General features: G+C 65.9%; 25 protein-coding genes. 14 read left to right on the top strand and 11 right to left on the bottom strand.

What is annotated here, in order from left to right:
• Positions 1-21 precede the first annotated feature (21 nt).
• From moaD to M5C98_RS06080, 6 genes are all read right to left on the bottom strand, one after another.
• On the bottom strand, positions 22-279 hold the full coding sequence (gene moaD / locus M5C98_RS06105) for a molybdopterin converting factor subunit 1 (RefSeq protein ID WP_272551613.1): 258 nt from the start codon (positions 277-279) through the stop codon (positions 22-24).
• Positions 276-1,520 carry a molybdopterin molybdotransferase MoeA gene (locus M5C98_RS06100; RefSeq protein ID WP_272551612.1) on the bottom strand — a complete coding sequence of 415 codons (1,245 nt, stop codon included), beginning with the start codon at positions 1,518-1,520 and terminating at the stop codon, positions 276-278. The genes moaD and M5C98_RS06100 overlap by 4 nt, the downstream gene beginning before the upstream one ends.
• Positions 1,521-2,078 (bottom strand): molybdopterin-guanine dinucleotide biosynthesis protein B, encoded by a 558-nt coding sequence (gene mobB / locus M5C98_RS06095; protein ID WP_272551611.1) that lies wholly within the window; start codon positions 2,076-2,078, stop codon positions 1,521-1,523.
• A 96-nt stretch (positions 2,079-2,174) separates the two neighbouring features.
• Entirely contained in the window at positions 2,175-3,602 is a 1,428-nt protein-coding gene (gene thrC / locus M5C98_RS06090) for a threonine synthase (protein ID WP_272551609.1), read from the bottom strand.
• Positions 3,602-4,960: a homoserine dehydrogenase gene (locus M5C98_RS06085; protein WP_272551608.1), complete on the bottom strand. Its 1,359-nt coding sequence runs from the start codon at positions 4,958-4,960 to the stop codon at positions 3,602-3,604. The genes thrC and M5C98_RS06085 overlap by 1 nt, the downstream gene beginning before the upstream one ends.
• Before the next feature lie 76 nt (positions 4,961-5,036).
• Positions 5,037-6,266 carry a pyridoxal phosphate-dependent aminotransferase gene (locus M5C98_RS06080; protein WP_272551607.1) on the bottom strand — a complete coding sequence of 410 codons (1,230 nt, stop codon included), beginning with the start codon at positions 6,264-6,266 and terminating at the stop codon, positions 5,037-5,039.
• A 169-nt stretch (positions 6,267-6,435) separates the two neighbouring features.
• Here M5C98_RS06080 and M5C98_RS06075 point away from each other — a divergent pair, with 169 nt between their 5' ends.
• From M5C98_RS06075 to M5C98_RS06060, 4 genes are all read left to right on the top strand, one after another.
• Complete coding sequence (locus M5C98_RS06075) at positions 6,436-6,810, top strand: Mth938-like domain-containing protein (protein ID WP_272551606.1); 375 nt, start codon at positions 6,436-6,438, stop codon at positions 6,808-6,810.
• A gap of 163 nt (positions 6,811-6,973) precedes the next feature.
• The gene (locus tag M5C98_RS06070; protein ID WP_272551605.1) at positions 6,974-7,459 is read left to right on the top strand and encodes a peroxiredoxin; all 486 of its coding nucleotides are present in this window, start codon (positions 6,974-6,976) and stop codon (positions 7,457-7,459) included.
• A gap of 153 nt (positions 7,460-7,612) precedes the next feature.
• Positions 7,613-9,430 (top strand): PhoH family protein, encoded by a 1,818-nt coding sequence (locus M5C98_RS06065; protein ID WP_272551604.1) that lies wholly within the window; start codon positions 7,613-7,615, stop codon positions 9,428-9,430.
• 16 nt (positions 9,431-9,446) lie between these two features.
• On the top strand, positions 9,447-9,815 hold the full coding sequence (locus M5C98_RS06060) for a hypothetical protein (RefSeq protein WP_272551602.1): 369 nt from the start codon (positions 9,447-9,449) through the stop codon (positions 9,813-9,815).
• A gap of 94 nt (positions 9,816-9,909) precedes the next feature.
• Here M5C98_RS06060 and dnaB read toward each other — a convergent pair whose 3' ends face one another.
• The 5 genes from dnaB to rpsF all read right to left on the bottom strand — a co-directional run bounded on the left by dnaB (position 9,910) and on the right by rpsF (position 12,957).
• The gene (gene dnaB, locus M5C98_RS06055; RefSeq protein WP_272551601.1) at positions 9,910-11,322 is read right to left on the bottom strand and encodes a replicative DNA helicase; all 1,413 of its coding nucleotides are present in this window, start codon (positions 11,320-11,322) and stop codon (positions 9,910-9,912) included.
• Positions 11,323-11,507: 185 nt separating this feature from the next.
• Positions 11,508-11,960 carry a 50S ribosomal protein L9 gene (rplI, locus tag M5C98_RS06050; RefSeq protein WP_272551600.1) on the bottom strand — a complete coding sequence of 151 codons (453 nt, stop codon included), beginning with the start codon at positions 11,958-11,960 and terminating at the stop codon, positions 11,508-11,510.
• Positions 11,961-11,972: 12 nt separating this feature from the next.
• Positions 11,973-12,254, bottom strand: a complete 282-nt coding sequence (gene rpsR / locus M5C98_RS06045) for a 30S ribosomal protein S18 (RefSeq protein WP_011794373.1) — start codon at positions 12,252-12,254, stop codon at positions 11,973-11,975.
• A gap of 18 nt (positions 12,255-12,272) precedes the next feature.
• Entirely contained in the window at positions 12,273-12,563 is a 291-nt protein-coding gene (gene priB / locus M5C98_RS06040; protein WP_272551598.1) for a primosomal replication protein N, read from the bottom strand.
• A gap of 16 nt (positions 12,564-12,579) precedes the next feature.
• Complete coding sequence (gene rpsF / locus M5C98_RS06035) at positions 12,580-12,957, bottom strand: 30S ribosomal protein S6 (RefSeq protein ID WP_272551597.1); 378 nt, start codon at positions 12,955-12,957, stop codon at positions 12,580-12,582.
• A gap of 219 nt (positions 12,958-13,176) precedes the next feature.
• On the opposite strand from rpsF, the gene grpE reads away from it, so the two are divergent.
• The 10 genes from grpE (at position 13,177) to asd (ending at position 23,717) form a co-directional block, all read left to right on the top strand.
• Positions 13,177-13,737, top strand: coding sequence for a nucleotide exchange factor GrpE (gene grpE, locus M5C98_RS06030; RefSeq protein ID WP_272551596.1), 561 nt, complete (start codon positions 13,177-13,179; stop codon positions 13,735-13,737).
• Positions 13,738-13,841: 104 nt separating this feature from the next.
• Positions 13,842-15,800 (top strand): molecular chaperone DnaK, encoded by a 1,959-nt coding sequence (dnaK, locus tag M5C98_RS06025; protein WP_272551594.1) that lies wholly within the window; start codon positions 13,842-13,844, stop codon positions 15,798-15,800.
• Between the two features lie 88 nt (positions 15,801-15,888).
• Positions 15,889-17,034 (top strand): molecular chaperone DnaJ, encoded by a 1,146-nt coding sequence (gene dnaJ / locus M5C98_RS06020; protein ID WP_272551593.1) that lies wholly within the window; start codon positions 15,889-15,891, stop codon positions 17,032-17,034.
• Between the two features lie 155 nt (positions 17,035-17,189).
• Entirely contained in the window at positions 17,190-18,125 is a 936-nt protein-coding gene (locus tag M5C98_RS06015) for a LysR family transcriptional regulator (protein WP_272551592.1), read from the top strand.
• A gap of 39 nt (positions 18,126-18,164) precedes the next feature.
• A complete protein-coding gene (gene leuC, locus M5C98_RS06010; protein WP_272551591.1) occupies positions 18,165-19,586 on the top strand; it encodes a 3-isopropylmalate dehydratase large subunit in 1,422 nt (473 codons plus the stop codon).
• 70 nt (positions 19,587-19,656) lie between these two features.
• The gene (locus tag M5C98_RS06005) at positions 19,657-19,755 is read left to right on the top strand and encodes an entericidin A/B family lipoprotein (protein WP_442867273.1); all 99 of its coding nucleotides are present in this window, start codon (positions 19,657-19,659) and stop codon (positions 19,753-19,755) included.
• Positions 19,756-19,795: 40 nt separating this feature from the next.
• Entirely contained in the window at positions 19,796-20,200 is a 405-nt protein-coding gene (locus M5C98_RS06000) for a hypothetical protein (RefSeq protein WP_272551589.1), read from the top strand.
• A gap of 38 nt (positions 20,201-20,238) precedes the next feature.
• Positions 20,239-20,904, top strand: coding sequence for a 3-isopropylmalate dehydratase small subunit (gene leuD, locus M5C98_RS05995; RefSeq protein ID WP_272551588.1), 666 nt, complete (start codon positions 20,239-20,241; stop codon positions 20,902-20,904).
• 91 nt (positions 20,905-20,995) lie between these two features.
• The gene (gene leuB / locus M5C98_RS05990) at positions 20,996-22,066 is read left to right on the top strand and encodes a 3-isopropylmalate dehydrogenase (protein WP_272551587.1); all 1,071 of its coding nucleotides are present in this window, start codon (positions 20,996-20,998) and stop codon (positions 22,064-22,066) included.
• A 520-nt stretch (positions 22,067-22,586) separates the two neighbouring features.
• Entirely contained in the window at positions 22,587-23,717 is a 1,131-nt protein-coding gene (gene asd, locus M5C98_RS05985) for an aspartate-semialdehyde dehydrogenase (protein ID WP_272551586.1), read from the top strand.
• Positions 23,718-23,797: the final 80 nt, after the last annotated feature.

Genomic DNA, 23,797 nt, shown 5'->3' with positions numbered 1-23,797 from the left:
AGGCCACGGGCGCGCCGGCCTTCAACCGCCCGTGACGGGCGGAAAGAACGCCACTTCCGCCCCATCGGCCAGCGCCGCGGATTCGTCGCTCAGCGTCTGGTCGAGCGCCATGCGCACCGCGCGGCCGCGGCCCAGGCTGTGCGCCCAGGGCCCGCCGCGCGCGATGAGCTCGTCGCGCAGCGCGCCCAGCGTGGCCGCCTGCGTGGCCAGGCGTTCGCTGCCCTGCCCCACGGCCTCGCGGATCGCGGCGAAGTAGCGCACGGTGACGGTGCGGCTCATGACTGCAGCTCCGCCCAGGGAATGAAGCGCACGGTATCGCCCCGCGCGATGGTCTGGCCGGCCGGGGTGTCCACCACGCCGTCGCCCCAGGCGACCGACGTGAGCACGCCCGATCCCTGGTGGGGAAACAGGTCCAGCCCGCCCGCCGCGTTGCGCCGCACGCGCAGGAACTCCCGGCGCCGGTCCGCGCGCGGCCAGTCGAAGTCGGCCGTGGCGGCCACGCTCTGCGGGGCGACGGCCTGCATGCCCTGCAGCCGCAGCAGGAATGGGCGTACCAGCAGCGCGAAGGTCATGAAGCTCGATACCGGGTTGCCCGGCAGCCCCATGAAGTGCGCGGCGCCGATGCGGCCATGGGCGAAGGGTTTGCCGGGCTTCATGGCGATCTGCCACAGATCCAGCCGGCCCAGGGCCTCGACGGCGGGCTTGACGTGGTCTTCCTCCCCCACCGACACGCCACCGCTGGTCAGGATCAGGTCGTGCTCCAGGCTGGCGCCGCGCAGCGCCTCCAGCGTGGCCTCGCGCCGGTCGGGCACGATGCCCAGGTCGGTCACCGCGCAGCCCAGCCGGCGCAGCAGCCCCCGCAGAAAGAAACGGTTGCTGTTGTAGATGGCGCCGGGCGGCATGCGGGCCGGGTCCACCTCGCCGGGCATGACGAGTTCGTCGCCGGTCGAAAACAGCGCCACGCGCGGGCGCCGCGCCACGGTCAGCCGTGCCAGGCCGATGCTCGCGGCCAGCCCCAGCGCGGCCGGCGTGAGCCGCGTGCCCGCGGCCAGCACCTCGGCCCCGAGCGCGATGTCCTCGCCCGCGCGGCGAATCCACTGGTGGGCGGCGGGCACGGCATGGACCTGCACGCGGTCGCCCTCCAGCGCCTGGCAGTCTTCCTGCATCACGATCGCATCGGCCCCGGGCGGCACCGGCGCGCCGGTGAAGATGCGCGCCGCCGTGCCCGCGGCCAGCGGCAGGCCCGCGCTGCCGGCCGCGATGCGCTGCGACACGGGCAGCTGCGCCCCGGGCGCGGCCACGTCGGCCCGGCGCACGGCATAGCCGTCCATGGCGCTGTTGTCATGGGGCGGCACCTGCAGCGGCGAGACGGCCGCCACGGCCAGCACACGGCCATCGGCATCGAACGTGTCCACCGTGTCGGTGCCGGCCAGCGGTGTGGCCAGGGCCAACAGATCGGCCAGCGCTTCGTCCAGGGGTTTCATCGGGGGGCGGGCGGCAGCGGCAACAGCAGCGGGCATTCAGCGGACTCCAGGCGGTGGCGGAACATAGTGAAAGTGCGGGCCCTGGCCGATCAGCCAGTCCGCCAGGGCATCGACCGGGCCAGCCCAGCCATCGAAGACGGGCAGGCCGGTGGGCACGGGCAGGCGGGCGGGGGCATCGGTCACCACGGCGACGATGAACGGGTCGTGCGGGTAGCGCACGCTGCGCTCGCCGTAGTCGGGCGACGGCGAGCGCCACACCTCCACCTTGGGCAGATCGCACTCCTTGAAGCCCTCCACCAGAGCCCAGTCCACCCGGTCGTCCAGCTCGGCCAGCAGGCCGTGCACGCCGGGCTCGGTGGGCTGGGCGAACTCGCGCATCAGGACCAGCCGCCGGTCCGAAGCGGCCACCACCTCGAACGCCCCGGCCTCGCGGTGGCGCCAGGTGTCCTTGCCGGGGTGATCGACGTCGAACCGGTGGTGCGCGTGCTTGACCACCGACACCCGCTGCCCGCGCCGGCCCAGCGCGGGAATGAGCCGCTCGATCAGCGTGGTCTTGCCGCTGCCCGAGAACCCGGCAAAGCCCACCACCTTCATTGCGAACTCCTGTGTTTTGCTATTAATTCAATAGCAAAAGGAACAATAAGCACTAGGGCATCGGCCCGATTCGGCACAAAACCCGCCTGGACGGACTCAGGCGCAGTGGCGGCTGATGTAGGCCTTGACCAGCACCACGTCGGCCGGCATGACCTGCACGCGCTTGGGCAGCGCCTCGATGCCCTCGAACTTGGCCGGCCGCTCGGGCGGGTGGCCCAGCGCCTCGACGATGGTCTCGGCGAACTTGATGGGCAGCGCGGTTTCCAGCACCAGCATCGGCACGCCGGGACGGATGTGCTCGCGCGCCACCTTCACGCCGTCGGCGGTGTGGGTGTCGATCGTCACGGCGAAGCGCTGGAACGTGTCGCGGATGGTCGCGATGCGGTCCGCGTGCGTGCTCTTGCCGCTCACGAAGCCATAGCGCCCCGCCGCCTGGGCAAACGCTGGATCGCCGCTCAGGTCGAACGCGCCGTCCCGGGCCAGGGCTTCGCCGAACAGCGCCTGCGTGCGGGCGCCATCGCGGCCGAGCAGGTCGAACACGAAGCGCTCGAAGTTGCTCGCCTTGCTGATGTCCATCGACGGGCTGGAGGTCTCGTGCGTGTCGGCGCTGCCGCGCACGCGATAGACGCCCGTGCGGAAGAACTCGTCCAGCACGTCGTTCTCGTTCGTCGCCACCACCAACTGGTCGATCGGCAGGCCCATCATGCGGGCCACGTGGCCCGCGCAGACGTTGCCGAAGTTGCCCGACGGCACGGTAAAGCTCACCTTCTGGTCGTTCGTGTCGGTGGCCTGCACGTAGCCCGCGAAGTAGTACACCACCTGCGCCAGCAATCGCGCCCAGTTGATCGAATTGACGGTGCCGATCTTGTACTGGCGCTTGAAGGCCAGGTCGTTGCTCACGGCCTTGACGATGTCCTGGCAGTCGTCGAACACGCCCTCGATGGCGAGGTTGTGGATGTTCTCGTCTTGCAGACTGAACATCTGCGCCTGCTGGAACGCGCTCATGCGGCCGTGCGGACTGGTCATGAAGACGCGCACGCCCTGCTTGCCCTTCATGGCGTATTCGGCGGCGCTGCCGGTGTCGCCGCTGGTCGCGCCCAGGATGTTGAGCGTTTCGCCGCGGCGCGCCAGTTCGTATTCGAACAGGTTGCCCAGCAGCTGCATCGCCATGTCCTTGAAGGCCAGCGTGGGGCCGTTGGACAGGGCTTCCAGCCACAGGCTGTTTTCCAGATGGCGCAGCGGCACGATCTCGCCGGTGCCGAACACTTCGGCCGTGTACGTCTTCTCGCACAGGCGCTTGAGATCCGCCGCGGGAATGTCGTCGATGTAGAGCGACAGGATCTGGAATGCCAGTTCCGCGTAGCCCTGCTCGTGGTAGGCCTTTCGCAGGCGAGTGAGCGCCGCGTCGTCGATCTGCGGGTAGCGCTCGGGCAGGTACAGGCCCCCATCGGGCGCGAGGCCCTCCAGCAGGATGTCGCAGAAATGCTTGCGGTCTGCGTGGCCGCGTGTCGAGACGTACAGCATCAGTTCAGCTCCTCCTTGCGGATGCGCGTGATGGGGCCCAGCACCGTGGGCAGCGCCTGCATCTGCGCGATGGCGTCGTTCATCGTGCCCTCGCGCGTGTCGTGCGTGAGGATGATGAGGTCGGTGTGCGTGGAACCTTCGCCGCCCACCTCGTCGGCCTCGCGCTGCAGCACCGCGTCGATGCTGATGCCGGCCGTGGCGAGCAGGCCCGTGACCTTGGCCAGCACGCCGGCCTCGTCGGCCACGCGCAGGCGCAGGTAGTAGCTGGTGACGACCTCGCTCATGGGCAGCACGGGCAGCGTGCCCATGGCCTGGTCGAGCGTGTGCGACTGGAAGGCCAGGTGCGGCACGCGGTGCTCGGGGTCGGCCGAAGCCAGCCGGGTGATGTCCACCAGATCGGCGATCACGGCGCTGGCCGTGGGCTCGCTGCCGGCGCCCTTGCCGTAGTACAGCGTGGTGCCCACGGCATCGCCCTGCACGACCACGGCGTTCATCGCGCCTTCCACGTTGGCGATCAGGCGCTTCGCGGGCACGAGCGTGGGGTGCACCCGCAGCTCCACGCCGTCAGAGAGGCGCTTGGCCGCGTCGCCCTGGCGGCGCTTCGCGATGCCCAGCAGCTTGATGCGGTAACCGAGTTGCTCGGCATAGCGGATATCGACCGCGCCGAGCTTGGTGATGCCTTCCACATAGGCCTTGTCGAACTGCACCGGGATGCCGAAGGCGATGGCCGACATGATGGTGGCCTTGTGCGCGGCGTCCACGCCTTCGATGTCGAAGGTCGGGTCGGCCTCGGCATAGCCCAGACGCTGCGCCTCTTTCAGCACCACGTCGAAGTCCAGGCCCTTGTCGCGCATCTCCGACAGGATGAAATTGGTGGTGCCGTTGATGATGCCGGCGATCCACTGGATGCGGTTGGCGGTGAGCCCTTCGCGCAGCGCCTTGATGATCGGGATGCCCCCGGCCACGGCAGCCTCGAAAGCCACCATCACGCCCTTGGCCGACGCGGCCGCGAAGATCTCGGTGCCGTGCACGGCCAGCAGCGCCTTGTTGGCGGTGACCACGTGCTTGCCGGCGGCGATGGCCTCCAGCACCAGGGCCTTGGCAATGCCGTAGCCGCCGATCAGCTCGACCACGATGTCGATGTCGGGGTTGGCGATGACGGCGCGCGCATCGCTCACCACCTGGGCGGTGTCACCCACGACGGTCTTGGCGCGGGCCGCGTCGAGGTCAGCCACCATGGCGATCTCGATGCCACGGCCGGCGCGGCGGCGGATTTCTTCCTGGTTGCGTTGCAGCACGTTGAAGACGCCGCTGCCGACGGTGCCAATGCCCAGCAGGCCCACTTGGATCGGTTTCATGATCGAATTACCAGTCAAATTGCACTGCAGCGCTAGATGGATATGCGCTGGCAGCTATGAAAATAGGAGTACAGGATCAGGCGGTGCCGTGCTGCTGCCGGTACTTGGAGAGGAAATCCGCCAGGCGGCCGATGGCCACGCGCAGATCGTCCTCGTGCGGCAGGAACACGATGCGGAAGTGCTGCTGGTCGGGGTAGTTGAAGCCCGAGCCCTGCACCAGCATCACGCGCGTGGCGCGCAGCACCTCCATGAAGAATTGGCGGTCGTCGGCGATGGGGTACATCGCGGGGTCCAGGCGGGGGAACATGTAGAGCGCCGCCTTGGGTTTCACGCAGCTCACGCCCGGGATCGCCGAGATGAGCTCATAGGCCAGGTCGCGCTGGCGCCGCAGGCGCCCGCCTTCCCGGACCAGGTCGTTGATGCTCTGGTAGCCGCCCAGCGCCGTCTGGATGGCCCACTGGCCGGGCACGTTGGAGCCCAGCTTGATGTTGGCGAGCATGTTGATGCCCTCGATGTAATCGCGGGCCACCTCCTTGTTGCCCGAGATCACCATCCAGCCCGCGCGGTAGCCGCACGAGCGGTAGGCCTTGGAGAGCGAGTTGAAGGTGAGCGTGAGCACGTCGGTGGACAGGCTGGCCAGCGCCCTGTGCGTGACGCCGTCGTACAGCACCTTGTCGTACACCTCGTCGGCCAGCAGCACCAGGCCGTGCTCGCGGGCGACCTGCACCAGCGCCTTGAGCAGTTCGTCGGAGTACATCGCACCCGTGGGGTTGTTGGGGTTGATGACCACCAGGCCCTTGGTCCGCGGCGTGATCTTGGCGCGGATGTCGTCCAGGTCGGGCATCCAGCCGTTGGCCTCGTCGCACAGGTAGTGCACGGGCTTGCCGCCCGACAGGCTGGCGACGGCCGTCCACAGGGGGTAGTCGGGCGCGGGCACCAGCAGCTCGTCGCCGTCGTCGAGCAGCGCATTGGTGGCCATGCCGATCAGGTCGCTCGCGCCGTTGCCCAGGTAGATGTCGTCGAGCGTCACGCCCGCCACGCCCTGCTGCTGGCTGTAGTGCATCACCGCCTTGCGCGCGCCGAAGATGCCCTTGCTGTCCGAGTAGCCCGCCGAGTTGGGCAGGTTGCGGATCATGTCCTGCTGGATCTCTTCGGGGGCGTCGAAGCCGAACGGCGCGAGGTTGCCGATGTTCAGCTTGATGATCTTCTGCCCCTCGTCCTCCATCTGCTTGGCCGCGTCCACGATCGGGCCCCGGACATCGTAGAGAACGTTATTGAGCTTCGCGGATTTGTGGATGGTCTTCATGCGCTGGCGAAAAAGGGAACGGAGCCGGACACGGGGATCGATGACCCGCCAGGAGGCATTGCCTCTGTGGCGAAACCTATAATTTGACCACAGTTCCCGCAGCGCACCGGGGCCTTTGGCCCCTTGCCGCGCCCCTTTTCCCCGAAAGGGCTACCCGCCCCCGCGACGCATGAAATTTCAACCCGACCGCTCCGAAACGCAGACCATCAGCGCCTACGGCCCCGGCTGGATCGGTGTGGATGGCGAAAAGCTCACGACGAGCGTGATTCTCGGCTCGCGCGGGCTGCGGCAGGCGTGGGCCTGCGCGCGCTTCGAAGACCTCACGCCGGCGCACTTCGCGCAACTGGCCGAGTTGGATGCCGAGCTCATCCTCTTCGGCAGCGGCACGCGCAACCGGTTTCCTCCGCCTGCCTGGCTTCAGCCGCTGATGGCCAAACGGATGGGCCTGGAAACCATGGACACCCCGGCGGCCTGCCGTACCTACAACATCCTGGCAGGCGAGGGACGCAATGTGGTGGCGGCCCTGCTGCTGGAGGCCGCTTGACCACGAGTTGTGTACTTTGGTTACAGACTGCAGGGCCTGAAAGAGTGCGAAAGAGTCCGTTTCAAGGTAAAATCTCCGGTTGCGGTCGGGGGCCCTCCAAGAGCAATAACACACACCGCTCCCCCGGCTTTTCAACGACTTTCATCCTGAGAGATTGAGTGCCATGGCGATCGTTGTCAACAAACCCCTGCCTGAATTTGAAGCCAACGCGACTGGGGGGATCAAGGTCTCCAATACCTCGCATCTTGGCCAGGTTCTGATTCTGTACTTCTATCCCAAGGACAACACCCCTGGCTGCACCACCGAAGCCATGCAGTTCCGCGACAAGTACAAAGACTTCGTCAAGGCCGGCGCTGCCGTCTTCGGCGTGTCGCGCGACAACATGAAGTCGCACGACGACTTCAAGGAAAAGCTCGAACTCCCGTTCGAACTGATCGCCGATACCGAAGAAAAAATGTGCCACATGTTCGGCGTGGTCAAGAACAAGATCATGTACGGCAAGAAGGTCAAGGGCATCGAGCGCAGCACGTTCCTGGTCGGCCCCGACGGCATCCTGGCCCACGAATGGCGCGGCCTCAAGGTGCCGGGCCATGTGGACGAAGTGCTCAAGGCCGTGAAGTCCATCAAGGCCCTCAAGAAAGCCGCCTGAAAAGGCTGCGGCATTGCGCCGTGGCCCGTCATGGTGAGCATGCATAATGGGTCGATGCTGCTGAGAAACGCAACGCCCTTCCCTCACCCAAAAGCCGCCTCGGCCTCCAGGCGGCTTTTTGCTTTCTGAACATCCCATCGAGGCCATTGCACCATGCCCCTGCCCCCCGCTCCCACCCGGCGCGCCGCGCTGCTCTCTCCCGATGCTTACCACCAGGCAGCGGCACGCGCCGACCTGAATACGGCGGACGAATCGATCCAAGCCGTCGAACCTTCCAGCCTCCCCGCCCCCCGCTCCACCCGCAAGCCAGCGCGCACGGCGCAGGCCGCCCGCGAGTCCAGCCCGCGTGTCGAAAGCCCCGCGGCACGCGCTCCGGCGCCCGTCGCCAAGGACACGGCGGCGCCACAAGAGCAGCGCGCGCCTTCGCGCCGCCGCAGCTCGCCAGCCCCCGCACCTGCGCAGGCCCGCGAACCTGCGATGGCGGAGCCCGTGCAGGCACGCGCCGTTGCCGCACCCGAGCCGACGGTATCCGCCCCTGTCGCAGCGGCCGGTGCCCGCAGCCGCAAGGTGCGCGGCAATGGCCCCAAGAAGATGTTCGTGCTGGACACCAACGTGCTGCTGCACGATCCGACCAGCCTCTTCCGATTCGAGGAACACGACATCTTCCTGCCGATGATCGTGCTCGAGGAACTCGACGGCCACAAGAAAGGCATGACCGAGGTCGCCCGCAACGGACGCCAGGCCAGCCGCACGCTCGACGCCCTGGCCGCCGCGAAGGGCGCCGACATCGCGCGCGGGCTCAAGCTCGACTCCACCGGCCAGCGCGCGGCCGGCGGATGCCTGTATTTCCAGACGGCGCCGCTCGACTACAGCCTGCCCACCAGCCTGCCCCAGGGCAAAGCCGACAACCAGATCCTGGGCGTCGTCGAGGCGCTGCGCAAGCTGCATGCCCCGCGCGAAGTCGTGCTGGTGTCCAAGGACATCAACATGCGCGTCAAGGCGCGCGCGCTCGGCCTGAACGCCGAGGACTACCAGAACGACAAGACGCTCGAAGACGGCGACCTGCTGTACTCGGGCCTGCTGGCGCTGCCGGCCGACTTCTGGATCAAGACCGGCAAGAACGTAGAAAGCTGGCAGAGCGGCGTGCACACGTACTACCGCATCGGCGGGCCGATCGTGCCGCAGCTGATGATCAACCAGTTCGTTTACTTCGAGGCCCCCGGCGAGCCCAGCCTGTTCGCCCGCGTGACCGAGATCCGCGACCGCACGGCGGTGCTGCAGACACTCAAGGACTACGGCTCGGCCAAGAACGCCATCTGGGGCGTGAACACCCGCAACCGCGAGCAGAACTTCGCCATGAATCTGCTCATGGACCCCGAGGTGGACTTCGTCACCCTCACCGGTACGGCCGGCACCGGCAAGACGCTGATGGCGCTGGCCGCCGGCCTCACGCAGGTGCTGGACGAGCGCCGCTACACTGAGATCATCATGACCCGCGCCACGGTGAGCGTGGGCGAGGACATCGGCTTCCTGCCCGGCACCGAAGAGGAAAAGATGGGCCCGTGGATGGGCGCGCTGGACGACAACCTCGAATTCCTGGCCAAGGGCGACGGCGGCAACGCCGGCGAATGGGGCCGCGCAGCCACCAACGAGCTGATCCGCAGCCGCATCAAGATCAAGAGCATGAACTTCATGCGCGGGCGCACTTTCCTGAACAAGTACGTGATCATCGACGAGGCGCAGAACCTCACGCCCAAGCAGATGAAGACGCTCATCACGCGGGCGGGCCCGGGCACCAAGATCATCTGCATGGGCAACCTGGCGCAGATCGACACGCCCTACCTCACCGAAGGCTCCTCCGGCCTGACCTATGCGGTGGACCGCTTCAAGGGCTGGCCGCACAGCGGCCACATCACCCTGGCGCGCGGCGAGCGCTCACGCCTGGCGGACTTCGCCAGCGAAGTGCTGTGAACAGGAGCATCCGGTAATGGCCGTGGGATGGATGACCGCGCTGAAGCTGGTGCCCTGGGGCGACGTGATCGAAGCGACGCCCCAGATCCTGCAGGCCGCCCGGCGGCTGCTGGGCCAGACGCAGAAAGGGCCGGCAGCCACCGCCGCCGCGCCCCTGCCCGACGGCACGGAGGACGGCCTGGCCGCGCTGCGCCAGCGGGTGCAGGCGCTGGAGGCGGAGCAGCAGGCGTCGGCCGTGCTGATCGGCTCGCTGGCCGAGCAGAACGCCCAGCTCGTGCGCGCGGTGGATGCGCTGCGCGTGCGCAGCCAGCGCCTGACGATCGCGGTGGCACTGATCGGCGTTGCGACGGCGGGGCTGCTGGCCTGGGCACTGGGCGGCAACTGACAGGGCCTGCACCGCATTCTGGTCGTTTGCTATTTAATTTATAGCAACATGCCCTAGAAAAATATGCGCTGGAGGCCTTTTTGATCCCAGACGCCTAGAAGTCGTCGCCGGAGCCCATGGCGAGGTTTTCGAAGCGCGTCTGGTTCTTCTGGAAGAACAGCTTCACCGTGCCGGTGGGGCCGTTCCGTTGCTTGCCGATGATGACCTCAGCCACGTTCGGCTCCTTGCTGTCCTTGTTGTAGTAGTCGTCGCGGTAGATGAACATGATGATGTCGGCATCCTGCTCGATGGCGCCGGATTCGCGCAGATCGGACATCATGGGCCGCTTGTCGGTGCGCTGCTCCACCGAGCGGTTGAGCTGCGACAACGCGATTACCGGGCACTGCAACTCCTTGGCGAGCATCTTGAGGCCCCGGGAGATTTCGCCCAGCTCGGTGGCGCGATTGTCCGAGCTGGACGAGCCCGAGCCGCTCATGAGCTGCAGGTAATCGACCACGATCAGCCCGAGCTTGCCGCACTGGCGCGCCAGCCGGCGCGCATTGGCGCGCAACTCGCCAGGCGTCAAGCCCGGTGTTTCGTCGATGTGCAGCGACACAGTGCGCAGGCGTTCGATGGCCTCGGTCAGCCGCGGCCATTCCTCGTCGGTCAGCTTGCCGGTGCGCAGGTTGCCCTGGTTCACGCGGCCGATGGAGCCCACGATCCGCACCGCCAACTGGGCCGCGCCCATTTCCATCGAGAAGATGGCCACGGGCAGGCCTTCGTTGAGCGCCACATGCTCGGCGATATTCACGGCGAACGAGGTCTTGCCCATGGATGGCCGTGCCGCCAGCACCACCATGTCGCCCGCTTGAAGACCCGATGTCATGCGGTCCAGATCGGCGAAACCCGTGGGCACGCCGGTCACGTCCACCGGGTTGTCGGCCATTTCCTGGACACGGTCCAGCAGATCCACCACCAGCGTGTCCAACGACTGGAAGCCCTGCTTCATGCGGGAGCCCTCTTCGCCGATGGCGAAGATCTTCTGCTCGGCCTCATCCAGGATACGCTCGACCGGCTTGCCCTTGGGGTTGAAGGCGTTCGTGGCGATCTCGTCGCTGGCCGTGACCAGCTTGCGCAGGATCGAGCGCTCGCGCACGATCTCGGCGTAGCGCCGGATGTTGCTCGCGCTCGGCACGTACTGGGCCAGGCTGTTGAGGTAGGCCAGCCCGCCGATCTCCTCCGACTTGCCCAGTCCCTGCAGGCGCTCGTAAACGGTGATCACATCGGCGGGCTTGCTGGTGTTGATCATCGCGCCGATGGCCGAATAGATGAGCTGGTGCTCGTGGCGGTAGAAATCGCTGTCCACCAGCAGATCGCCCACGCGGTCCCAGGCCATGTTGTCCAGCAGCAGGCCACCCAGCACGCTGGACTCGGCCTCCAGGGAATGCGGCGGCACGCGCAGCTGGGCGACTTCGCGGTCCGGCGCCGGAGCGAAGTCCGCGTCGATGGAAAGGGACTCGAGGGTCATGGCAAAAGGTCCTCTCGCGGCGGGCGCGGTGGGTTACCGTCAGGCAGATGGGAAGACTGGGATGACAAGTCTGTGGACAAGCTGTTCACAGGCGGTGGGTGACCGGTGCATGGAACAGCCGGCCAGAAACGCGAAAGCCGCCCGAGGGCGGCTTCGCGATCGATGCCAGAGGCAGCGCTTTTTCTTTACGCGGTTTCGCCGTAGACCGAAACGGTCACGTCCACCACCACGTCGGTGTGCAGGGCCACACTCACCGTGTTGTCGCCAACGACCTTGATCGGGCCATTGGGCAGGCGGATCTGCGACTTCACGACCTTGTAGCCTTGCTTGTTCAGCTCTTCGGCGATGTCGTGGTTGGTCACGGAGCCGAACAGGCGGCCGTCCACACCCGCCTTTTGCGTCAGCTTGATGGTCGTGCCACCGAGCTTCTCGCCTTGGGCCTGGGACTCGGCCAGCTTCGCAGCGGCGGCCTTTTCGAGTTCGGCGCGCTTGGCTTCGAACTCGGCCTTGGCGGATTCGGTGGCGCGGCGTGCGCGGCCCGAAGGAATCAGGAAGTTGCGGGCGTAGCCGTCTTTGACCTTGACGATTTCGCCGAGGTTGCCGAGGTTCACAACCTTGTCGAGCAGGATGATTTGCATGACTGTTGCTCCTTAGATCTTGTGCTGGTCGCTGTAAGGCACCAGGGCCAGGAAGCGCGCGCGCTTGATGGCGGTATTCAGCTGACGCTGATAGATGGCGCGCGTGCCGGTCAGGCGTGCGGGGATGATCTTGCCATTTTCGGCGATGAAATCACGCAGCGTGTCGACATCCTTGTAGTCGATTTCTTCGACGCCGGCGACGGTGAAGCGGCAAAAGCGCTTGCGCTTGAACAGCAGCGACTGGGTGTTGCGCTTCGGGCGCTTGTCTTTGTTGAACTTCTTGAACGTGGCCATTTTCGGACCTCTTGAAAATTAATCTTGTTGAATATCCTGGATGTGGAAAACCAGACCTTTGCCGTTGCGCGACGTCGCCAGAAACCCCCGGAAGATCCAGAGGCTGCCGAGCGCCTGTCTTGCCAATCGTTCGGCAAGCGTGCCAAAGGCAATGGCTTTCACGACCGCCTTGACCTCGCGCTGTGCACCGGCTTCTTGCTGCTGAGACCCGTGTTCGAGCTTCAGATCCAAGGCCGGCAGTCCAGCAGGCGTGTAGCGCAGGGCTTGAGCCTCGGCGATACAGGCGGTGAGGACAACGTGGTTTTCCACTCCTCCAGTCGATGGATCAGCGCTCGCCCGAAGCGGCGAACTCGGCCTGGCTGGCCTTGCGGGCTTCTTCGCGCTCGACGGTCTTCATCATCGAGGAAGGGCCCGTATCGGCCTTCTTCTTTTGAACCGTCAGGTGGCGCAGAACGGCGTCGTTGAACTTGAAGGCGTGCTCCAGTTCAGCCATCACGGCCTGGTCGGCTTCGATGTTCACGCACAGGTAGTGGGCCTTGGCCAACTTGTTGATCAGGTACGCCAGTTGACGGCGGCCCCAGTCTTCCACGCGGTGCACCTTGCCGCCGCCGGCGACGATCATGCCCTTGTAGCGCTCCAGCATGGCTGGAACTTGTTCGCTTTGATCCGGATGGATCAACAAAATGATTTCGTAGTGACGCATGCAAACTCCTTGTGGATGAAACCACCCGCTGCGTCTAGAAGCGGTGTGGCAAGGCAAAGCCGGCGATTATAGCCCCAAGGCTGCGCGCTTGTACACTCACGCCGGCCGAGACCGACGCCAGCCCGATGCATCTGCGTGCAAACGTCGCCTTTTCGCTTGAAATCCGCCGAGTGGCACCCCATCTGCCGCGCGTACCGTTCACTTTCAGAAGAAATCGACATGTCCGATCAACACAATCCAGCCACCACCTCTCATGGGGACGCGTCCCCCTCCCCTGAAGAAGTCGAAGCCGCGATGGCGGCGCATGCCTCCGATGAAATGGGCCGCCTGCAGGGCGAACTGGCCGAGCTGAAGGCCAAGAGCGCCGATCTGGCCGATCAATTCCTGCGCGCCAAGGCCGAGGCGGAAAACGCCCGCCGCCGTGCCGAGGAAGAAATCTCCAAGGCCCGCAAGTTCGGCATCGAGAGCTTTGCGGAAAGCATGCTCCCCGTGGCCGACAGCCTGGCAGCGGCCCTGGCCATCAAGGACGCCACGATCGAGCAGTTGCGCGAAGGCTCGGACGCCACGTTGCGCCAACTCACCTCCGCCCTGGAGCGCAACAAGGTGCTGGCCATCAATCCCAATGCGGGCGACAAGTTCGACCCGCACCAGCACCAGGCCATCAGCATGGTGCCCGCCGAGCAGGAGCCCAACACGGTGGTGTCCGTGTTGCAAAAAGGCTACGTGATCGCGGAGCGCGTGCTGCGCCCTGCCCTGGTCACGGTGTCCGCGCCCAAGTAAGCGCCCGCCGACCCAAAGAAAAACTGCAGGCGACGGCTTGAAGCCGGCCAAGTTATCCACAAGTTATCGGCATCCAAATCTTTTTCAAAATCTCGGAGAACAACATGGGAAAAATCATTGGCATCGACCTGGGCACCACCAACAGCTGCGTGTCCATCATGGAAGGCAACACCACCCGGGTGATTGAGAACTCGGAAGGCGCGCGTACCACGCCGTCCATCGTGGCCTACCAGGAAGACGGCGAAGTGCTGGTCGGCGCCTCGGCCAAGCGCCAGGCGGTCACCAACCCACGCAACACGCTGTACGCCATCAAGCGCCTGATCGGCCGCAAGTTCACCGAAAAGGAAGTGCAAAAGGACATCGACCTGATGCCCTACAAGATCACGGCGGCCGACAACGGCGACGCGTGGGTCGAAGTGCGCGGCAACAAGATCTCGGCCCAGCAGGTCAGCGCCGACATCCTGCGCAAGATGAAGAAGACGGCCGAAGACTACCTGGGCGAGCCAGTGACGGAAGCCGTCATCACGGTGCCGGCGTACTTCAACGACGCCCAGCGCCAGGCCACCAAGGACGCCGGCCGCATCGCGGGCCTGGATGTCAAGCGCATCATCAACGAGCCCACCGCTGCGGCCCTGGCCTTCGGCCTGGACAAGCAGGAAAAGGGCGACCGCAAGATCGCCGTGTATGACCTGGGCGGCGGCACGTTCGACGTGTCCATCATCGAGATCGCCGACGTCGATGGCGAAAAGCAGTTCGAAGTGCTGTCCACCAACGGCGACACGTTCCTGGGCGGCGAAGACTTCGACCAGCGCATCATCGACTACATCATTTCCGAGTTCAAGAAGGACCAGGGCGTCGACCTGTCCAAGGACGTGTTGGCCCTGCAGCGCCTGAAGGAAGCCGCCGAGAAGGCCAAGATCGAGCTGTCCAACAGCGCGCAGACCGACATCAACCTGCCCTACATCACGGCAGACGCCTCCGGTCCGAAGCACCTGAACATCAAGCTCACGCGCTCCAAGCTCGAAGCGCTGGTGGAAGAGCTGATCGAACGCACGATCGCGCCTTGCCGCACGGCCATCAAGGACGCCGGCATCAGCGTGTCGGACATCCATGACGTGATCCTGGTCGGCGGCATGACCCGCATGCCCAAGGTGCAGGACAAGGTCAAGGAGTTCTTCGGCAAGGACCCGCGCAAGGATGTGAACCCCGATGAAGCCGTGGCCGTCGGCGCTGCCATCCAGGGCCAGGTGCTGTCGGGCGACCGCAAGGACGTGCTGCTGCTGGACGTGACGCCGTTGTCGCTGGGCATCGAGACGCTGGGCGGCGTGATGACCAAGATGATCAGCAAGAACACCACGATCCCGACGAAGTTCGCGCAGACCTTCTCGACCGCCGATGACAACCAGCCGGCCGTGACGATCAAGGTGTTCCAGGGCGAACGCGAACTGGCCAGCGCCAACAAGCTGCTGGGCGAGTTCAACCTGGAAGGCATTCCGCCGGCCGGCCGCGGCGTGCCGCAGATCGAGGTGAGCTTCGACATCGATGCCAACGGCATCCTGCACGTGGGTGCCAAGGACAAGGGCACGGGCAAGGAAAACAAGATCACCATCAAGGCGAACTCGGGCCTGTCCGAGGACGAGATCCAGAAGATGGTGAAGGACGCCGAGCTGAACGCGGCCGACGACAAGAAGAAGCTGGAACTGGTCCAGGCGCGCAACCAGGGCGAAGCCGCCGTGCACAGCGTGACCAAGAGCCTGGCCGAACACGGCGACAAGCTCGATGCGGCCGAGAAAGAGCAGATCGAGTCCGCCGTGAAGGCCCTGGAAGACGTGCTCAAGGGCGAAGACAAGGCGGCCATCGACGAGAAGACGACCGCGCTGATGACGGCCAGCCAGAAGCTCGGCGAGAAGATGTACGCCGATGCGCAGGCCGCCCAGGCTGCGGCCCAGGGTGGCACGGAAGGTGCAGCACCGCAGGGAGGCGCGTCGTCATCGTCCGCAGGCGCAGCGCCGCACGACGACAACGTGGTGGACGCTGAAGTGAAGGAAGTGAAGAAAGGCTGAGCGCGCTCGCGTGCCCGACTAGCCGCCGCGCCAGGCCCTGCACAAGGGCCAGCGCGGCGTTCCTGTTCCAACCGAGCTCGGAAAGACCATGTCCAAGAGAGACTTTTACGAAGTTCTGGGCGTTCCAAAGAACGCCTCGGACGAAGAGATCAAGAAGGCTTATCGCAAGCTCGCGATGAAGCACCACCCTGACCGCAATCAGGGTGACGCGGCCAAGCCTGCCGAAGAGCGGTTCAAGGAAGCCAAAGAGGCTTATGAAATGCTCTCCGATCCGCAGAAGCGGGCCGCCTACGACCAGTACGGCCACGCGGGCGTGGACCCGAACATGCGCGGCCCCGGCGGCGCGGGTGCGGAAGGCTTCGGTGGCTTTGCCGAGGCCTTCGGGGACATCTTCGGCGACATGTTCGGCCAGGGCGGCGCGCGCGGGCGCGGCCAGGGCGGGCGCCAGGTCTATCGCGGCAGCGACCTGAGCTACGCGATGGAGGTCACCCTCGAAGAGGCGGCCAAGGGCAAGGACGCGCAGATCCGCATTCCCTCCTGGGAATCGTGCGAGACCTGCCACGGCAGCGGCGCAAAACCGGGCACCAGCGCCAAGACCTGCACCACCTGTGCCGGCGCCGGCACGGTGCAGATGCGCCAGGGCTTCTTCAGCGTGCAGCAGACCTGCCCGCATTGCCGCGGCACGGGCAAGATCATTCCCGAGCCCTGCACCACCTGTCACGGCCAGGGCAAGGTCAAGAAGCAGAAGACGCTGGAAGTGAAGATCCCCGCCGGCATCGACGACGGCATGCGCATCCGCAGCACCGGCAACGGCGAGCCGGGCACCAACGGCGGCCCGCCGGGGGACCTGTACATCGAGATCCGCCTGAAGAAGCACGACATCTTCGAGCGCGACGGCGACGACCTGCATTGCCAGGTGCCCGTGAGCTTCATCACGGCCGCGCTGGGCGGCGAGATCGAAGTGCCCACGCTGCAGGGCAAGGCGGCCATCGACATTCCCGAAGGCACCCAGGCCGGCAAGCAGTTCCGCCTGCGCGGCAAGGGCGTCAAGGGCGTGCGGGCCAGCTATCCCGGCGATCTGTACTGCCATATCGCGGTGGAAACGCCGGTCAAGCTGACCGAGCACCAGCGCAAGCTGCTGCGCGAGCTGGAAGAGTCGCTCAAGAAGGGCGGCGCCAAGCACTCGCCCAGCGGCGAAAGCTGGACCGACCGGCTGAAGAACCTGTTCAGCTGATCGCCGCCAGGCTAGGCCTTGACCGCCAACGGCGCCTTCGGGCGCCGTTTTTTTGCGCGAATGGGCAGCAAAGCCATCGCATACCACGATGGCTCGGAGCATTTTCATGCGAGAAAATACGGCAACTCTCTGATTCAGAGAATTCTCCAACCACGATGAAAAGCTCCGAGCGCAGTTTTGCGCGCCGAATCGATCTCACCTCGCTGCAGCTCTTCGTGGCCGTTTGCGAGCTGGGAAGCATCGGCCGTGCGGCGGAGCGGGAATTCATCGCTGCCTCCGCCGTCAGCAAACGCCTGTCCGACCTGGAAACCGCGGTGGACACCGCCCTGCTCTACCGGCACAGCCGCGGCGTCACCCTCACGCCCGCCGGCGAAAGCCTGCTGCACCACGCCCGCACCGTGCTGTTCGGCCTGGAGCGCATGCAGGGCGAACTGAGCGAATACGCCGACGGGGTGCGCGGCCATGTGCGCATGCACGCCAATATCTCGGCCATCGTGCAGTTCCTGCCCGAGGACCTCGGGGCTTTTGCTCGCGCGCACAGCCAGGTCAAGATCGACCTGCAGGAACACCTGAGCCCCGACGTGCTGCAGGCCGTGCGCGAAGGCGCGGCCGACCTGGGGCTGTGCCACACCGGCGCCGCCGCCGAACCCGAGGGCCTGCAAAGCCGCCCCTACCGCAGCGACCGTTTGGTGCTCGTCGTGCCTCAAGGGCATGTATTGTCCCGGCATGCTGCTATCAAATTTGAAGCAATCCTCGACTGCGACATCGTGGGCCTGCAGGCCAACAGCAGCATCAGCCTGGCCATGCACCAGGCGGCCGCGCAGGCCGGGCGCCCGCTGCGCCAGCGCATCCAGGTCACCGGGCTGGACGCCATGTGCCGCATGATCGACAACGGCCTGGGCGTGGGCCTGCTGCCGGACCGGGCCTTCGCGCTGATGCGCGGCGTGGGCCGGCTGCAATCCGTCGCGCTCGACGAGCCTTGGGGCCAGCGCGAGCTGCGCCTGGTGGCCCGCGACTTCGACACCCTGCCGGTCACGGCCCGGCTGCTGGTCGAACACTTGGTGCCACCTGCCCTGCCCGAGCCTTCCTAAAATCATCCACCCCACCTGAAACCCACCAAAGAGACCGCCATGGGACGCACCCTGTACGACAAGATCTGGGACGAGCACGTCGTCCACACCGAAGAGGACGGCACCGCCATCCTCTACATCGACCGCCACCTGGTGCACGAAGTGACCAGCCCGCAGGCGTTCGAGGGCCTGCGCCAGGCCGGCCGCAAGGTCTGGCGCGTCAGCTCCATCGTCGCCACGGCGGACCACAACACGCCCACCACCGGCTGGGAACTGGGCTACGACGGCATCACCGACCCCATCAGCAAGGAGCAGATCACCACGCTCGACAAGAACATCGCCGAGGTCGGCGCGGCGGCGTTCTTTCCGTTCATGAGCAAGCGCCAGGGCATCGTCCACGTGATCGGCCCCGAGAACGGCGCCACGCTGCCCGGCATGACGGTGGTGTGCGGCGACAGCCACACCAGCACGCACGGCGCCTTCGGCGCGCTGGCGCACGGCATCGGCACCAGCGAGGTCGAGCATGTGATGGCCACACAGACCCTGCTGGCCAAGAAGGCCAAGAACATGCTCATCCGCGTGGACGGCCAGGTCGCGCCCGGCGTGACGGCCAAGGACATCGTGCTGGCCATCATCGGCAAGATCGGCACGGCCGGCGGCACGGGCTACACCATCGAGTTCGGCGGCCCGGCGATCCGAGCCCTCAGCATCGAAGGCCGCATGACGGTCTGCAACATGGCCATCGAGGCGGGCGCGCGCGCCGGCCTGGTGGCGGTGGACGACAAGACTATCGACTACGTGAAGGGCCGGCCGCTGTCGCCCACAGGCGTGGAGTGGGACCATGCCGTGGCCTACTGGAAGACGCTGCAGTCGGATGCCGACGCGCACTTCGACACGGTGGTCACGCTGAACGCCGCGGACATCGTGCCGCAGATCACCTGGGGCACCTCGCCCGAGATGGTGCTGGGCGTGGATGCCCGCGTGCCCGATCCCGACAAGGAAAAGGACGCCAACAAGCGCGGCGCGATGGAGCGCGCGCTCACCTACATGAACCTGGCGCCCGGCAAGGCGCTGAACGACATCTTCGTGGACAAGGTGTTCATCGGCTCGTGCACCAACAGCCGCATCGAAGACATGCGCGAGGCCGCCGCCGTGGTCAAGAAGCTGGGCCAGAAGGTCGCCAAGAACATCAAGCTGGCCATGGTGGTGCCCGGCTCCGGCCTGGTGAAGGAGCAGGCCGAGCGCGAAGGCCTGCACGAGATCTTCAAGGCCGCAGGCTTCGAATGGCGCGAGCCCGGCTGCTCGATGTGCCTGGCCATGAACGCCGACCGCCTGGAGCCCGGCGAGCGTTGCGCCAGCACCAGCAACCGCAACTTCGAAGGCCGCCAGGGCGCAGGCGGGCGCACGCACTTGGTCTCGCCGGCCATGGCCGCTGCCGCCGCTGTGTATGGGCACTTCGTGGACGTGCGCCAGTTCGCCTGAACGCCATGGCTCCAACCCTCCATTCACCCCAGGGACACTTGCCGTGAACAAGACCGCCACCCTTCTTACCCTGGCGCTGGCCTGCCTGCTGGCTGGCTGCAACACCGTCAAGGGCATGGGCCAGGACGTGCAACGCGCCGGCAATGCCATCGAACGGGCCGCCAAATGACCGGCCGCGCAGCTTCACGGACTCCCAGAAAGGAAACCGCATGAAATCCGCATGGCCTCTCATTGCCGTTTGCCTCATGGGCAGTTCCGCCGCGGTCTTTGCGGCCGATCGCGCCTGCGTGATCGAAGGCAACGTCCCCGTCGGTGGAAAGGCGCTGGCGGTCAAGGATTGCATGGAGTTCACTACCGCCATTCCCGCCGAGCAACTCAAGGCCAGCTGCAACGGGCTGGCACAGACCTCGGCCCAGTTGGGCGGCAAGGCGGGCAAGGTGACCTTCCTCGCCCAGTGTCCCCGGCCCGCCAGCGGCGCGTGCAAGGGGCTGATGGGCCAGCCGCTGGACGCCTACTACTACCACCTGCCGCCGGAAGCCTTGCAGGAAAAGCGCAAGGCCTGCGAAACATCGACCGCCGCCATCAAGGGCGGCACCTGGAGCAACGGGCAGTAACGCACCGCTGTCTCCGAGCCCTTTCCCGGAAATACACCATGCAGAAATTCACTCTCCACCAAGGCCTCGTGGCCCCCATGGACCGCGAGAACGTCGATACCGACGCCATCATTCCGAAGCAGTTCCTCAAGTCGATCAAGAAGACCGGCTTCGGTGTGAACCTGTTCGACGAGTGGCGCTACCTGGACCACGGCGAGCCGGGCCAGGACCCCGAAAGCCGCAAGCCCAACCCCGACTTCGTGCTCAACCAGCCCCGCTACGCCGGCGCGTCCATCCTGCTGGCGCGCAAGAATTTCGGCTGCGGATCGAGCCGCGAGCATGCGCCCTGGGCGCTGGACCAATACGGCTTTCGCGCCGTGATCGCGCCCAGCTTCGCGGACATCTTCTTCAACAACTGCTTCAAGAACGGCCTGCTGCCCATCGTGCTGCCCGAGGCCACCGTGGCACGGCTGTTCGACGAGGTGCACGCCTTTCCCGGCTACCAGCTCACCATCGATCTGGAGCGCCAGGTGATCGTGCGCCAGAACCGCGACGAGGCCGTGGGCGAAGAGATTCCGTTCGAGGTGAACGCCTTCCGCAAATATTGCCTGCTCAACGGGTTCGACGACATCGGCCTGACCCTGCGGCAGTCCGACAAGATCAAGGCGTTCGAGGCCCAGCGCCTGACCACCAAGCCCTGGCTGGCCCACACCATGGCGGGCTGACCTGCCAGGCAGCCGCTCAACATCAAGCATCCAATCGGCCCTCAGCGCAATAAGCACTAGGGCATATCGCTATCAAAAGAGAAGCAAAGACATGAAAATTGCAGTTTTGCCGGGTGACGGCATCGGCACGGAAATCGTGGCAGAGGCCGTCAAGGTGCTGGATGTGCTGGGCCTTCCGTTCGAGATGGAGTCCGCCCTGGTCGGCGGCGCCGCGTACGAGGCCCATGGCCACCCGCTGCCCGAAGCCACGCTGAAGCTGGCGCAGGATGCCGACGCCGTGCTGTTCGGCGCCGTGGGCGACTGGAAGTACGACAAGCTCGACCGCCCCCTGCGCCCCGAGCAGGCCATCCTGGGCCTGCGCAAGCACCTGGGGCTGTTCGCCAACTTCCGCCCGGCCATCTGCTACGAGCAGCTGGTGGGCGCATCGAGCCTCAAGCCCGAGCTGATCTCGGGCCTCGACATCCTCATCATCCGCGAGCTGACGGGCGACATCTATTTCGGCCAGCCGCGCGGCCGGCGCACGGCCGTGGACGGCCATTTTCCCGGCGCCGAGGAAGCCTTCGACACCATGCGCTACTCCAAGCCGGAGATCGAACGCATCGCTCACGTGGCGTTCCAGGCGGCCCGCAAGCGCAGCAAGAAGGTCACCAGCGTGGACAAGGCCAACGTGCTGGAAACCTTCCAGTTCTGGAAGGACGTGGTCACCGAAGTGGGCCAGCAGTACCCCGACGTGGAACTGCAGCACATGTACGTGGACAACGCGGCCATGCAGCTGGTGAAGGCGCCCAAGGCTTTCGACGTGGTGGTCACCGGCAACATGTTCGGCGACATCCTGTCGGACGAGGCATCCATGCTCACCGGCTCCATCGGCATGCTGCCCTCGGCCAGCCTCAACAGCAAGAACCAGGGCCTGTACGAGCCCAGCCATGGCAGCGCGCCCGACATCGCCGGCAAGGGCGTGGCCAATCCGTTGGCCACCATCCTCAGCGCCGCGATGATGCTGCGCTTCAGCCTGAACCAGGAAGCGGCCGCACAGCGCATCGAAGTGGCCGTGCAGAAGGTGCTGGCCGAAGGCCTGCGCACGCCGGACATCTGGAGCGAAGGCACCACGAAGGTGGGCACGGCGCAGATGGGCGACGCGGTGGTGAGGGCCCTGGGCTGACCGCTGCACGCCGGCTCGCGCGCCGTTTTCCTGCAAACAAGGGTGGGTGATCGCTGGTATCAGAGCGCGTCGGGCGCGGCCTGCGGCGTCGTCGATGCCGCGCCAACGAAGGACCGGCGGCGCACCCAGAAGGCCAGCCCCCCAACGGCGCGGAGATGGTGAGGATGAGCGGGATGCCGATCGCGAGCGCGAGGAACAGGTAGTGCCCCGGCCCTTTGCCCTCCAGGGAAAAGCGATGGGTGGCGGCCAGGGACTGCGCCTCCCCGCCGCGCCCTCAAAAAACAGCATCGTTGGCAAAGGGCCTTCCGCTACAATCGCCGCCTATGTTTGCCGCCCGCCCGTTCGCCCTGAACACCGCACCCGCCGCCCTGGCCGGTGGGGCCGAGCGCGCAACCACCACCAAAACCACGACCATTAAGGGCTGACCCAGCCTGGTTCGTCGTGCGCCCTTCCTGGCCAGACGAGCCAGGCGAAAAGTCCCGGTCGGGTACTGTTTCTTAAACTGAATAGGGGCGTTGAAATGAGCAAGTTGGTAGGTTTGGTCGGCTGGCGGGGCATGGTCGGCTCCGTATTGATGGACCGCATGCAGGCCGAAGGCGATTTCGGTCTCATCGAGCCCGTGTTCTTCTCCACTTCGAACGCTGGCGGCAAAGCGCCGGCACAGGCAAAGAACGAGACCACGCTCCAGGACGCCTTCGACATCAACGCCCTCAAGCGCTGCGACATCATTCTGACCGCCCAGGGCGGCGACTACACGACCGAAGTGTTTCCCAAGCTGCGCGATGCGGGCTGGAACGGCCACTGGATCGACGCCGCTTCCACCCTGCGCATGAAGGAAGACGCGGTCATCGTGCTGGACCCGGTCAACTTGCCCGTCATTCAGGATGCGCTCGCCAACGGCGGCAAGAACTGGATCGGCGGCAACTGCACCGTGAGCTGCATGCTGATGGGCGTGGGCGCGCTGTACAAGGCGGGCCTGGTCGAGTGGATGAGCACGCAGACCTATCAGGCGGCCAGCGGTGGCGGCGCCCAGCACATGCGCGAGTTGCTCACGCAGTACGGCACGCTGAACGCGGAAGTGCGCTCGCTGCTGGACGATCCCAAGAGCGCCATCCTGGAAATCGACCGCAAGGTCATCGCCAAGCAGCGAAGCCTGTCGGACGCGGAAACCGCCAACTTCGGCGTGCCCCTGGGCGGCAGCCTGATCCCCTGGATCGACAAGGACCTGGGCAACGGCATGTCCAAGGAAGAGTGGAAGGGCATGGCCGAGACGAACAAGATCATGGGCCAGGGCGAAGGCTTCGGCACGCCCGCGGTGCCGGTGGACGGCTTCTGCGTGCGGGTGGGCGCCATGCGCTGCCACAGCCAGGCCCTGACCTTCAAGCTGAAGAAGCACGTGCCGGTGGCCGACATCGAGGCCATGATCGCCGCCGACAACGAGTGGGTGAAGGTCGTGCCCAACACGCGCGAAGCCACCTTGAAGGATCTGACGCCCGTGGCCGTCACCGGCACCATGACCATCCCCGTGGGCCGCATCCGCCAGATGGCGATGGGACCGGAATACATCGGCGCGTTCACCATCGGCGACCAACTGCTGTGGGGCGCCGCCGAGCCGCTGCGCCGCATGCTGCGCATCTTGCTGGCCGCATGACGCGGCGGGCGCTGACACCCAACCGGTGCCAGCGCCTCGAAACACCAACGTTTTGTTACTGCTCGTTGTCCTTTGACAAC

Source organism: Acidovorax sp. NCPPB 3576 (assembly GCF_028473605.1).
Lineage (GTDB): Bacteria > Pseudomonadota > Gammaproteobacteria > Burkholderiales > Burkholderiaceae_C > Paracidovorax.
The sequence above is the reverse complement of the archived record's forward strand: the minus strand, read 5'-3'. Positions and strand labels throughout refer to the sequence as shown.